This is a genomic window from Mesorhizobium sp. AD1-1 (assembly GCF_020164655.1).
Taxonomy (GTDB): domain Bacteria; phylum Pseudomonadota; class Alphaproteobacteria; order Rhizobiales; family Rhizobiaceae; genus Mesorhizobium; species Mesorhizobium ciceri.
Window position 1 is genome coordinate 1 of sequence record NZ_JAIUGP010000018.1, and the last position, 12,184, is coordinate 12,184.

The following is a 12,184-nucleotide window of genomic DNA, read 5'->3' on the forward strand; positions in this document are numbered from 1 at the left end:
CTATTCCCCTATTCCCCTATTCCCCTATTCCCCTATTCCTATTCCCTCACCCCATCCCCGTGACATGGCGCAGCCAGAACGCCAGCGCGATGAAACCGATGATGGTGGTGACGCCGGTCCAGTCGACATTGGCCTTCTTCACGTCGCTGATGATCTTCACCAGCAGCATCCAGGCCACGAAGATGATCGGGAGAATGATGACAAATCTGATCATGCGACACCCCTGCTCGAAGCGATTGCACCCTTCCCTAGATGTAGGAAGCAATCCGGCGGTTTTCAGGATGCCCTCGCCGATGGCCCATGCGGCATGCCGGGAAAAAACGGAGTTTTGTCTTTACTGGCTCAACAAATATGCTAACCGGAGCGCCGTGCCCTTGTAGCTCAGCTGGTAGAGCAGCGGTTTTGTAAACCGAAGGTCGGCGGTTCGATTCCGTCCGGGGGCACCAGCACAATGCAAAAACCATAACATTTTCAAAAGCTTAGAAAACAAGGTTCGGGTTCGATCCACCGCTTATCCACCTGGAATTTTTCATTTGCCAACGCGAGTATCCGCCCAGAGCATCACCGTATCCGGATCATCCTCTTCGTCCTCCTCCGGCTCGTAAGGTTCCGGCGCCACCAGCAAATCGATTCGCCTAAGGTCAGTCCCTCCCATTGGCGCATCGAGCGAGAGCGTTTTGAAGGTGTCATATTTGTGGATAGTGTGCTTGGTGCTAGGTTGCCAAATATTCAGCATGGCTCAGATTTGGGAATATTGGGGGGACGTCACTTTGATCCGCATTTTGGTCGCACTCGCCGCCGCAATTTGCTTCGCGTCTTCGGCGGCTTCGGCAGGACAGGACAATATCCACTTCCTGGTCGGGATGCCCGATGCCAAGTTAAATTTGGCCGCTAAAATGGCAGGTAACCTCAACGGCGTTATGCAAAGGTGCCGGCTGAGGCCTACAGAAGATGGAAAAGCTATCATTGCTGTCCCTGTGCTTTTGTACGAGGGGATAGAAAAACACCTGACGCCTAATCCTCCTAAGTTCCGGAAGGCCATTCGCACCTATGAAAGAGCTTACGCCAAGGCGGTCCAGAGAGCGGGAAATTGCCAGGCTGAGAAGGCCAAATACCCGGGACTTTACCGATAGATGGCTGAGAAGGGACCCGGACATTGGGCGAGTCACCGCCCTGCGCGCCGCCGCCTAACTATGGCGTCGACGGCATCCTTCCTGATTGCTGCGGATTGAGCCGTCCGGTATACCCATCGGCATTCTTCACGAACACAGCTGCAAGCCTGATCCGTGCGGCAGCGGCTTCATTGAAGATCAGAACGGCACCCTTCCACGCTCCGCACTTGAATTTCTCGATAATGCCCGCATCGAAGCCTGACGCGGAAGTATTGAGCTCTTCGAGGGATGCCTGCTTGCACCGGCCATCCCGATACCTATTTCGCCGAATTCAGGCGCAGCAACTTAGCCTACGGGTGTGACTTCCTAGCTATATACAAAGTTGCAGGCTCATCGATATAAAGCGATTGGCGATTTTGATGGGGATTTCATGAAAGCTTTTTTGCTCGCTTCATTCGTGGCGCTTTCCGCGGCTCCGGCCATGGCTGCCGATATGACGATCGCTCCTGTCGATACCCCTGAATGGACCTGGCAAGGGCCATACGCCGGCGTGTTCGGTGCCGGAACGTTGGAACACTACAAGATCTATGGACCGGGCGCCCAGGCTGGCGCAACGCATAATGTCGGCTCGGCAACGGTCGGCGGCTTTGCAGGCTATAACCTCCAATCCGGCAAGATTGTCTATGGCGTCGAAGGCGAGCTTGGCTACCGCTTCAAGAAGAACACCTTCGACGATATTCCAGGCCCAGGCGTCCTTGACGCCTCCACAGGTTTGTTCGGATCCGTAAAGGGTCGCGTTGGCATGGACATGGGAGCCTACATGCCGTTCGTCACGGCTGGTGTAACCGCTGCAAAGCTGAAGACATTCTACCCAGGTGGAAACGCTGAGCGGGATGCCACCTTGGTCGGTGGTGTTGTTGGAGCAGGCATCGACGTCGCGCTCACACACAACGTGTTCTTGCGCGGCGAATACGACTTCTCCTTCTTCGGCAAGAAGTCGCTTGAATATTGTGGCGGCGGATGCACGCTGGAACACACGCTTCAGACGCACGATTTCCGCGTCGGCATCGCGATGAAGTTCTAACTGTTCAGCGCGTCTCCGACTTTGACGCCCCCCGCGGGAATGGCAAGACCAAGGTCCAGCTTGTGAATGGCATTCCGCGGGCGCAATGTCGCCGCGAACCCGACGGCTAGGGGCCTGGATCGCAAATAGTTTGCCGTTCAGGCCCTTCGTTCGTTCGGGACCATGCCCATCTGCGCGCCATCCCTTCGTACCAAACCGTACGTTGAATCCTTCTTGGGTCACGCGTGACAAGAGAGTAAATAAATCCTTTCGCCGGAAGGGAGGCCGCGATGGCAGAAACGCATATAGAAGTCGCACACGCGGTTATAGAAACCAGCTTTCGGTTGCGGCACCATTCCCTGGCCGGAACTGCCTCATTTCGCCGTGATATGGACCACTCCCGACGCGCAATCGAGGCCTCGCGCGAACTGCTCAAGCGCCTTCGCCAACGTCATCGCGATGACATGGCCCGGGAGGGAGATCCGGAGCCAGGTCCTGTTGCCGTCTCGGCCTTCGATGCCGACATTCTCCGCTCGGCGTTTCGAAACCTGGTCAGGGAAACAGGCGTTCCCGAGTGTGAATGGCGCCACCTGGCTGAAAGCCTGGTCCGCGAATATGTCGGGTGCGAGCAGGTTAACGTTGGCTTGTTGGACTGGATTACCCACAAGTAGTCAGCGGTATAAATTGCGTACCAACGCAAAACAGCCCGCCCCGCCCACATTGCCGGTGACACGAAACGGGCTGCGGAAGCCCGCATGCGATGCTTCCTGCAATCCAACTTTGGGCGAGTACGGATGTTCCGTTAGTTTCTGCTGAAAGGCGGTACATTCTGCTGCCGTGGCCATTCGACAGTCACTGGTAGGGTAGACCCGCCGCTCCATTTGCGAAGCGACGGGCTCTCGCCCACCCCATACCTGTGAAAGCAATTTAGATGCCAAAAACTTTTGACCCGTTATGGGGCACAGCCGTCGCCTTGCCAGTCGGTCCTACCAGTGCCCTCTCGTCGCTCTGCCTCGACATTGATAACCATGTACATCATGCCGGCTCGTTGGCTGCGATCACAAATTGTCGGATTCGTACGAAGCAGAGTTCTGTACGATTCCAACCCTTTAACTTTGTACACCCCTGTTTTGCAATTCGGCGGCTGAGGGGACGCCGTGCATCAGGTTGCATTTCACTGTCAATCGCGCGCCGGAGGGCGTATATTTTTTAAATCGTCTGCACGTGTCTACGGGCGCAGACGGCAGGGAGATTGGAAAGCTCTTGCCCCAAGCGGGATTGAGCTATGACCAATCCAGAGAACGATTCCTACAGAAACCAATTGTTGCGCAGGCTTGACCCTGGTGACCTGGGGCTTTTGCAGCCACACCTTGAACTGTGTGACCTCGAGCCGAAAATGACCTTAGAGAAAGCCGATTCGGAGATCGAGACGGTGTACTTCCTGGAGGACGGCATCGCTTCTGTGGTCGCGACGGCTTCAGGTAAGGAAGCCGAGGTGGGCCTTGTCGGCTTTGAGGGAATGACCGGTGCCGCGCTCGTGATGGGCGCTGACTATGCGGCGCATCAATGTTACGTTCAGTCGGCCGGCAGCGCTTTCAGGATGGGAACCGAACCCTTCAAGGAGGCTCTTGCGAACAGCCCAACGTTGCGCCTGTTCCTGTTGCGCTATGTCCACTACTTCCACATCCAGACCAGCTATACGGCCCTGATCAACGCAAAATCACACCTTGAAGAGCGGTTGGCGCGCTGGCTTCTAATGTGTGACGATCGGGTCCACGGCGAGCGCCTTGCAATCACCCATGAGTTTCTCGCCGTCATGCTTGGAGCAAGACGCCCAGGCGTTACCGTTGGGCTGCAAGTTCTGGAAGGACGTGGTTTCATCTATTCTCGACGTGGCGAAGTGCACATCAGGGACCGCAACGGACTTGCGGCCTGCGCAAACGGCACCTACGGCAAGCCAGAAGCCGATTACGTTCGGCTAGTTGGATTATAGCGCTCCAAGCATGCCGGACGTAGGCCGCGGTGATCCAAGCACCTGCGCCTCGCGCCAGCAATACAGCCCGTCCCGCCCACATTGCCGGTGACACGAAACGGCTGCGGAAGCCGCGATCCGATGCGATTGCAATCCAACGGATGTCCCGCAAGCTTCATATCCCGTGCGTCAGCACAAGATAAATAGCGGGGACGAGCATCAACCAGCCGCTCAGTCCAAGAACCACCAAGATGGCCATGCGCTCTGTTCGTCTGACAAGGTCGGCAATGTTTTCTCTGTCCGGCAAAGCGACGGAGGCCACAAACCCGGGCGCACGATCATCGTTGCCATTTCCCGGTTGGTTCGCGCTGCCACTCTCATTCGATCTGTGGACCAATGTCATTGTCATCGTTCACCGAAAAGAATCTAAACCGGCCCGTTCTCGGCGCGTGAGCCGGAACGGACCGAGGCGGGAAATCAGTTAAAATCGAAGGACGACCGAAGGACCACGTCGGCGGTAGCACCGGACGCGACGGCGACCATGCCGCCAATAACTGCGGCAAACCCGTCTCCAGCCCCGCCGGCGGCGGTGGGGACGGTAGTGCCAGTCCCGATGGTAGACTTGCTGCACTTCTGCCTGTGCGTCTTCTTCAAAGGTCTCTGTTTGTGGCGTCTCAAGTTCATCGAGGATGCCGTGTCCGGCCCCTGGAACACCCGCCATTGCGTCAGTTGGGCGGACAGCGCTTGCAAGGGCCGCTGCCCCGGCAACGCCAAACATTGCAGTCAAGAAGGATCGCCGATCCATAATAAACCTCCCAAGGTACATGTGCTAGAAATGCGCCCACGCCTGCCGAATGAGCATGCATGGGCGCACGGTGAAATACAGGACCCGCCCGCCGCCGAAGCAGCTCACGGGTCCTATCAGCGCAGGAAGGGACGTAGCTGCGCCGATCCACGCCATGTCAGCCAAGAACGACCCCCATCACCAGGAAGGTGATGGCTGTTGCGAAAATCGGTGCGAGCAACCATCGCGCCTGGCCGACACTTTTTTCCACTGTTTCTCTCCGAATTGGAGAGACAACAACCTTTAGGCCTAAGCCGTTCCGCCTACTCCCAACGGGTAAGACCATTGCGTTTTCCAACCAGACTTTGGTCCTGCGCGGATTCAGACAGAGGCCCGTATGAGGAACGTTTGGCCTGGCGACGTGTTCGGGTGGCTGGCGCCCAGCCGATCGTGCTGCCGCCAGGTTACAAGAGGAGAAAAACAAATGAGGATGCACCTAAGCAGCGCCGCTGCGGCGCTCTTGCTGTTGGCCAGCGTCGGCGCGGTTGCGGCACAGGATGTGGTTATCACACCGGAACAGGACACCGTCGTCCGCGAATACGTGAAGAAGCAACCCTTGGCTTCTGTGAAGCTTCCGGGGGTGGAGTTGAATGTCGGCACGGCTCTGCCAGACACGGTCGAACTCCACGAGGTTCCCAACGTCAAATACCGCTATACGGTGGTCGATAACCGAACGGTTTTGGTGGACCCGAGCACACGCAAGATTGTGAAAGTCTACGACTGAAACTTCGAACCGGCCAGGCCCGCCGGCAGGGATGCCGGCGGGTTGCGCTCGTCAAATCGCCACTCAATCGGACAAATGAAAATGATGAACCCTGAAGTCGAGACGTCGCAATCGCTCGTGGCGCGCCTGGTTGATCTCCAGGCGAGAGCGCGGGCAGCACGTATAAATGAGGCCGAAATAAAGACCTTCCAAAAGGTCGCAGCCGTCACGGATGATGGTCGAGGTCGGTCGGCTCAGGATCTGGCCGTTCCAGGTTCGATGGCGACATAGTGGTGCACGAGGTCACACCCCAATCGCCGCCACAAGAATTCGGTTCTGCCCGCGGATCGCCGCGCGCAGTTCCAACATTCCAAGTTGTGCCTTCTTCTACGACGCGCCAGCAACCTGGGTGGATGCCCCAACCCTGGTGAAGGTGTTCCGCACCCTGACGGACTTGTAGACGTAGGCGACCCAGAGCCCTATCAGCACAAACGAGACTATGTGCGTCGCAAGCGCCTCGCCAGTGACCACTTGCCGAACCGAAACCCCGATCGCGGTGGAGACCCAGATCGCGTTTAGTATGACCGCCACCGGGATTGCGAGCCATTGGATGAGAAACAACTGCTTGAACCGAAGGCTCCGCCTCAGCATGGCAACGAGCACCACAAGCTGAAACACCATAAATGCCAGCAGCAGGGCAACCTCGCCATAGACCACCATGGGTCCATTCGGCACCAGCATGAGCTGGTTGTAGCCATCGCTGGAAGCCCCCAATTCGGCGAGTGTGCGCAGCGGTGACAATGCCTGACCGATAGCCAGCAGCATCAGCCAGCCGCCGAAGCCCACAAGAGCCTCAGGATTCTGCGACGGCTTCGCGGCCGATCGAACAGCAAAGAAAACAGGCACGCCGATCAACAGCAGCATGATCGCCCAATGCCAGATGGAAAACGCCCCCATTTACGCCTCCCCTTTTTATGCCCCTTTAAGTTGTACAAGGTTTTAGATTCAACTCAAGAGGCGAGCCCTCGTGTGAATGAAGTTATGTCGAACCGACGATTTCTCCTGTCTGCTCCTGACTCCTTCACACCCCGATCGCCGCCACCAAAATCCGGTTCTGCCTTCGGATCGCCGCGCGCAGCTCCGGTATTTTCGCCGCGTCGCGCTTCACGAATTCGATGAACATCATGTTCATGTTGTTGAAAATCAGTTCGCCGAGCGCTGCTCCGTCGATGTCCTGCCGCACCAGGCCGAGCGCCTGCAGGCGGGCGATCAGGGCGCGGATCTGTTCGGTCAGCGCGCGGTCGAGCGCGGTGTAGGCCTGGCCGAACGGGCTGTCGGGCAGTTGCGTCGAGATCGCCATTGCCTGCCGCCACATCTCCTTGCTGAGATAGTGCAGCGAGTGCTCGATGTAGATGCCGATCAGCGTATCCAGCGCATCGCCGACATTGGCCGGCGGCCTGGCGACGACGCCCTGCCCGGCATTCAGCACCTCATTGACCTCCAGCGAGACGATGGCGCCGAGGATGTCGCCCTTGTTCTCATAGTAGTTGTAGATGGTGCCGACCGAGACCTCGGCCTGCGTGGCGATCGCCTCTATCTTGGCGCCCTCATAGCCGGCCTCTCGAAACAGTTCCGCCGCCGCTTCGATGATGCGCCTGTGCCGGTCCGCCTTTTGCCTTGCCCGCAATCCGCTCATTCCAGCCTCTTGCCACAAAAACAGAATTGACTCAATTTTAGAATTGGTTCAATTTTTTGCAAGAAGCCACAAAGGCAAGGGAGAACACTCGATGTCCGCACATTCCAAGAGCATGAATTCGCTTTCCATGTTGAAGAGCCATCTGCATGCTGCGTGCGCGGCCGCGGCGCTGTTGCTCGCAGCCGGCAGCGCTGTCCAGGCCGCCGACCTCAACGCGCTGATCTGGTGCGATCATGCCGATCCGGCGCTGCTGCAGCCCTTCGAGGAGGCCAATGGCGTCAAGGTCAACGTCAAGGAATTCGAGGGCACCGGCGCTGGCCTCGCCATCGTCGAACAGTCGCAGCCGGGCGACTGGGACGTGATGGTGATCGATTCGATCGACGTGCCGCGCGGCGTCGAAAAAGGCCTGTTCGAGCCGCTGCCGGAAGACAAGCTGCCGCTGGCCGACCTGTTTGCGCAGGTGAAGATGGACGGCTCCACCATGGTCGGCGGCAAGCGCTACGGCATCACCGAAAAGTTCGGCTACAACACGATCGGCTACAACAAGACCAAGGTCGACCCGGCCGACATGCAGTCGATGGCGGCCCTGACCGGCGACAAGTACAAGGGCAAGGTCGCCATCTACGACTACTACCTGCCGGTCATCGGCATGGCCGCACTGGCGATCGGCAAGAAGACGGCCGATCTCACCGAAGCCGACCTGCCCGCCCTCAAGGACGAGCTCTTGAAGATGAAAGCCAATGCCAAGCTGGTCGGCGAAGTGACCGCCAGCCAGACGGCGCTGGCGACGGGCGAGGTCGACATACTGGTCGGCGGCGGCGAATGGGTGACGGCGGGCCTAGCCAAGGAAAACCCGGCGCTGGACTTCTCCATCCCGAAAGAAGGTGCGGTTCTGTGGTCGCAGTCGCTGGCCATGTTCAAGGATTCCAAGAACAAGGACATGGCGCTGAAGTTCATCCAGTACATTATGAGCCCGGAGGGCCAGGCGCGGCTTGCCACCTCCTCCTGCTACTGGGGCATGCCGGCCAACACCAAGGCAGCACTGACCGACGACCAGAAGAAGGTGCTGCGCTTCGACGAACAGCCGGGCTTCCTGACGCGTGCCCAGGCCTATCCGGCGCCGAACGCCGATCTCGACAAGAAGATGCAGGACATGTGGACCGAAATGCTGCAGGCGAAATGAGCCGATAGCGCTCATGAGCTCGGCTGGAAACAACCCCTTGCCCCGGGCGGGCCATACCCTGCCCCGGGCGAGCTCTGCTCTGCCCCGGGCGCTGGTCACGCCAGCGCTCGGCTGGACGCTGCTGTTCTTCGTGCTGCCGTTCATTGCCATGGGGTTTTCCAGCCTGACGGCGCATGAGGGCGGCGGCTTCACGCTGTCCAACTACAGCCAGTTCTTCACCAACCCTTCCTACTGGCAGGCGATGGTGAACTCGCTTGAGGTGACCGCGATCGTCACCGTGGTCTCGGTGCTGCTCGCCTATCCCTTCGCCTGGATCCTCGCCGAACAGGTGCCGGAGCGCTGGCAGCGGCTGGCGCTGATGCTGGCGGTGCTGCCGTTCTGGACCTCCTATGTCGTGCGCTCCTATTCCTGGCTGCTGGTGCTGGCGCAGAACGGCGTCGTAAACCGGGCGCTGACCGGCTCCGGCCTCATCAGCGAGCCTGTGCATCTCGCCAACACGCGTTTCGCCACCATCACCGGCTTCGTGCACTTCTTCGTCATGTTGTTGACGCTGACGATCTTCGCCAATCTCAAACAGCTCAGCCCGAGCTACCGCAAGGCGGCCGCCGATCTCGGCGCCGGGCCGGTGCGAACCTTCCTGCATGTCGTGCTGCCGCTGACCTTGCCCGGCATCATGGTCGGCGCCTTCCTCACTTTCGTGCTGTGCATGGGCGACTACATCACGCCGCAGATCCTGGGCGGCAACAACGAGCTGCTGATGCCGCAGCTGGTGATGATGCAGATCGGCCGGCGCGGCGACTTTCCGCTGGCCTCGGCGCTGTCGATCATCCTGATGGCGGTGGTCACCATCGCCTATCTCGCCTGCGCCCGCTGGCTGAAGATCGAGCGGGCCTGAGATGCGCAGGATTGTCCGCATCGCCTCCTGGCTCTACGCGCTTGCCGTCTACGGCTTCATCTTCCTGCCCGTGATCGTGCTGGTGCTGTTTTCGCTGCAGGCGACGTCGTTCCCGATCCCGCCCTTCACCGGCCCGTCGCTGCGCTGGTACGACGCAGTGCTCTCGGACCCACGGCTGACTTCGGCGTTGGTCAATTCGCTGCTGGTCGCGTCCATCTCCTCGCTCGCCGCCGTGACGCTCGGCTTCCTTTCCGCCTGGGGCTTTGCCCGCTTCGTCCTGCCCGGCTCCGGCCTGCTGCGCGGGCTGATCACCCTGCCGCTGACGGTCAGCTATCTCATCATCGGCATGGGGCTGCTGGTGCTGTTCAACTGGGCCGGCGTACCGAAATCGCTACTGGCTGCCGGCATCGGCCATGTCGTGATCAATCTGCCGCTGTGCTTTGCCATCATCTACAGCCAGATGGGGGACCACCAGATCAACATCGAGCGCGCCGCGCGCGACCTCGGCGCGCCGGAATGGAAGGTGCTGCTGTTGATCACCGTGCCGGTCATGGCGCCGGCCATCTTCGCCGGCTTCTTCCTGTCGATGACCTTCTCCTGGGACGAATTCGTGATCTCCTTCCTGCTCACCCGCTTCGACACCACGCTGCCGGTCGAGATCTGGAACCTGCTGCGTTCCGGCCTCAATCCCAAGACCAATGCCGTCGGCTCGCTGGTCTTCGCCGTCTCCATCGTGCTGGTGGTGTTTTTTGAACTGACATTGCTTCGGAGAAAGCCCGCATGAGCGCGCCCCTCGTCGACATCAGCAGTGTCTCGCATCGCTTCGGCCAGCACACCGTGCTGAAGGATGTCTCGCTGCAGATCGAGCCCGGCAGCTACACGATCCTGCTCGGGCCGTCCGGCTCCGGCAAGACGACGCTCTTGTCCATTCTGGGCGGCTTCGTCACCCCTAGCGAAGGCAAGGTGTTCATCCGTGGCGAGGATTGCACGTCGGTGCCGCCGGCCAAGCGGCCGACGACGACGGTGTTCCAGGACTATGCGCTGTTCCCACATATGAGCGTCGGCAGCAATGTCGGCTTCGGTCTGCGCATGCAGGGCGTCGACGGCGCGACACGCGCGGCAAAGGCGCGCGAGGCGCTGGCGCTGGTCGGATTGGCTGCCGCCTTCGACAAGAAACCGCATCAGCTTTCCGGCGGCCAGCGGCAGCGCGTGGCGCTGGCGCGCGCGCTGGTGATCGAGCCGGCGGTGCTTTTGCTCGACGAGCCGCTCGGCGCCCTCGACCTCAAACTTCGCCGGCAGATGCAGGATGAATTGAAGGCGATCCAGAAGCGCGTCGGCACCGCCTTTATCCATGTCACGCACGACCAGGAAGAGGCGATGGCGCTGGCTGACCATTGCGTGGTGATGAATGACGGGCGCATCGAGGACGAAGGTCCGCCAGAGCGCGTCTACGCACGGCCGGCGACGCGTTTTTCGGCGACCTTCATGGGCGAAAGCACGATCCTCGCCGGCACGGTCACGGAGGCGAAGGATAGGACAAGCACCGTCGCGACGCCGGTCGGGCCGGTCTCGCTGCCCGGCGCCTTGCCGGTCGGCTCTACCGTTGCGCTGGCCATACGGCCGGAGCATCTTGTCCTCGGCGAGGCGCGCGGCGGTGTCAGGCTTGGCACAGCCGAGGTGAGCGACGTGGTTTTCCAGGGCAGCTTCAAGCGCATGCTCGCCGTTTCCGTCGAGGACCCTTCGCTCCACTTCATCGCCAAATTGCCCGCGACGGCGGCCGTCCAGCCGGGCGACAGGGTCGCGATTTCCTGCGATACCGACCAGATCATCCTGCTGACGGACTGAACTTTCTGACGGATTGAAACATGGCAACGCTTGCGGTCATCGAGGCACCAGACTGGTACGAGACCATCCGCATGAGCGATGGCGTGACCTTGATCCACGAGCCTTGGATAAAACCGTTCTTCCGCTGCAATATGTGGCATGTGCGCGGCCGCGATCGCGATCTCCTCTTCGACACAGGCCTCGGTCATTTCAGCCTCCGGCGTTACGTGCCGTTGGTCAGCGAGCGCAAGCTGATTTGCGTCGCCAGCCACACGCATTTCGACCATATAGGCTGCCACCACGAATTTCCCGAGCGCTGCGTGCACGCCGCCGAGGCCGGGATACTCGCCGATCCGCGTAACGAGTGGACGGCAGCCGGCACCTATGCGACCGACGAAATGTTCGATTGCCAGCCGCAAGGCTGGGACACGGCGCGCTACGGCATTCCGCCCGCACCGGCCGGCCGTTTGCTCGAGCATGGGGACTTCGTCGATCTCGGCGATCGTGCCTTCGAGGTGATCCACACGCCCGGCCATTCGCCCGGCGGCATCGCGCTCTATGAAAACAGGACGGGCATCCTGTTATCAGGCGACATCATCTATGACGGCCCGCTGATCGACGACGTCTACCACTCGGACATATCAGACTACATGGCGACACTGCTGCGCCTGCGCGACCTCGATGTCTCGGTCGTGCATGGCGGCCATTTCCCGAGTTTCGGCAAAGTGCGCTACCGCCAGCTCGTCGACGAGTATCTGGAACAGAAGCGGCAGGCCGGCTGCCATCTGCGGCAGCCCTGAAAGCGGTCAGAGCGGTTCACCATTTCACGGAAACGGCGAACCACTCCAACTCCTTGTTTGGCGCAATTCCGGACGGAAAACCGTTTCACACT

14 protein-coding genes and 1 tRNA gene are annotated in these 12,184 nt (G+C 59.9%); 11 read left to right on the top strand and 4 right to left on the bottom strand.

Going from position 1 to position 12,184, the window contains the following annotated elements:
* Positions 1-46: 46 nt before the first annotated feature.
* Positions 47-214 carry a hypothetical protein gene (locus LB519_RS26660; protein ID WP_013531392.1) on the bottom strand — a complete coding sequence of 56 codons (168 nt, stop codon included), beginning with the start codon at positions 212-214 and terminating at the stop codon, positions 47-49.
* Positions 215-370: 156 nt separating this feature from the next.
* Between LB519_RS26660 and LB519_RS26665 the strand changes: the two genes are divergently transcribed.
* Positions 371-446, top strand: a tRNA-Thr gene (locus LB519_RS26665).
* Positions 447-529: 83 nt separating this feature from the next.
* Here LB519_RS26665 and LB519_RS26670 read toward each other — a convergent pair.
* Entirely contained in the window at positions 530-736 is a 207-nt protein-coding gene (locus LB519_RS26670) for a hypothetical protein (protein WP_224621573.1), read from the bottom strand.
* Between LB519_RS26670 and LB519_RS26675 the strand changes: the two genes are divergently transcribed.
* From LB519_RS26675 to LB519_RS26695, 5 genes are all read left to right on the top strand, one after another.
* On the top strand, positions 735-1,133 hold the full coding sequence (locus LB519_RS26675; RefSeq protein ID WP_224621574.1) for a hypothetical protein: 399 nt from the start codon (positions 735-737) through the stop codon (positions 1,131-1,133). The genes LB519_RS26670 and LB519_RS26675 overlap by 2 nt on opposite strands.
* Before the next feature lie 409 nt (positions 1,134-1,542).
* On the top strand, positions 1,543-2,196 hold the full coding sequence (locus tag LB519_RS26680; RefSeq protein ID WP_013531390.1) for an outer membrane protein: 654 nt from the start codon (positions 1,543-1,545) through the stop codon (positions 2,194-2,196).
* A 269-nt stretch (positions 2,197-2,465) separates the two neighbouring features.
* Positions 2,466-2,846 (top strand): hypothetical protein, encoded by a 381-nt coding sequence (locus LB519_RS26685; protein WP_224621575.1) that lies wholly within the window; start codon positions 2,466-2,468, stop codon positions 2,844-2,846.
* 614 nt (positions 2,847-3,460) lie between these two features.
* Positions 3,461-4,168: a Crp/Fnr family transcriptional regulator gene (locus tag LB519_RS26690; RefSeq protein WP_224621576.1), complete on the top strand. Its 708-nt coding sequence runs from the start codon at positions 3,461-3,463 to the stop codon at positions 4,166-4,168.
* 1,247 nt (positions 4,169-5,415) lie between these two features.
* A complete protein-coding gene (locus LB519_RS26695; RefSeq protein WP_013531386.1) occupies positions 5,416-5,715 on the top strand; it encodes a DUF1236 domain-containing protein in 300 nt (99 codons plus the stop codon).
* A gap of 366 nt (positions 5,716-6,081) precedes the next feature.
* Here the strand turns inward: LB519_RS26695 and LB519_RS26700 are convergent, their stop codons facing one another.
* Together LB519_RS26700 and LB519_RS26705 are read right to left on the bottom strand one after the other, a co-directional pair.
* Entirely contained in the window at positions 6,082-6,651 is a 570-nt protein-coding gene (locus tag LB519_RS26700; RefSeq protein WP_224621577.1) for a DUF2569 family protein, read from the bottom strand.
* 124 nt (positions 6,652-6,775) lie between these two features.
* Positions 6,776-7,390 carry a TetR/AcrR family transcriptional regulator gene (locus LB519_RS26705; RefSeq protein ID WP_013531384.1) on the bottom strand — a complete coding sequence of 205 codons (615 nt, stop codon included), beginning with the start codon at positions 7,388-7,390 and terminating at the stop codon, positions 6,776-6,778.
* Between the two features lie 91 nt (positions 7,391-7,481).
* Between LB519_RS26705 and LB519_RS26710 the strand changes: the two genes are divergently transcribed.
* The 5 genes from LB519_RS26710 to LB519_RS26730 are packed head-to-tail and all read left to right on the top strand — an operon-like array spanning position 7,482 to position 12,092.
* Entirely contained in the window at positions 7,482-8,573 is a 1,092-nt protein-coding gene (locus LB519_RS26710) for a spermidine/putrescine ABC transporter substrate-binding protein (RefSeq protein WP_224621578.1), read from the top strand.
* A gap of 13 nt (positions 8,574-8,586) precedes the next feature.
* Positions 8,587-9,468 carry an ABC transporter permease gene (locus LB519_RS26715; protein ID WP_224621579.1) on the top strand — a complete coding sequence of 294 codons (882 nt, stop codon included), beginning with the start codon at positions 8,587-8,589 and terminating at the stop codon, positions 9,466-9,468.
* 1 nt (position 9,469) lies between these two features.
* Positions 9,470-10,252 carry an ABC transporter permease gene (locus tag LB519_RS26720; protein ID WP_013531381.1) on the top strand — a complete coding sequence of 261 codons (783 nt, stop codon included), beginning with the start codon at positions 9,470-9,472 and terminating at the stop codon, positions 10,250-10,252.
* Complete coding sequence (locus tag LB519_RS26725; RefSeq protein WP_127371014.1) at positions 10,249-11,313, top strand: ABC transporter ATP-binding protein; 1,065 nt, start codon at positions 10,249-10,251, stop codon at positions 11,311-11,313. Before LB519_RS26720 ends, LB519_RS26725 begins: the two co-directional genes overlap by 4 nt.
* 20 nt (positions 11,314-11,333) lie before the next feature.
* The gene (locus LB519_RS26730) at positions 11,334-12,092 is read left to right on the top strand and encodes an MBL fold metallo-hydrolase (protein ID WP_127366805.1); all 759 of its coding nucleotides are present in this window, start codon (positions 11,334-11,336) and stop codon (positions 12,090-12,092) included.
* Positions 12,093-12,184 lie beyond the last annotated feature (92 nt).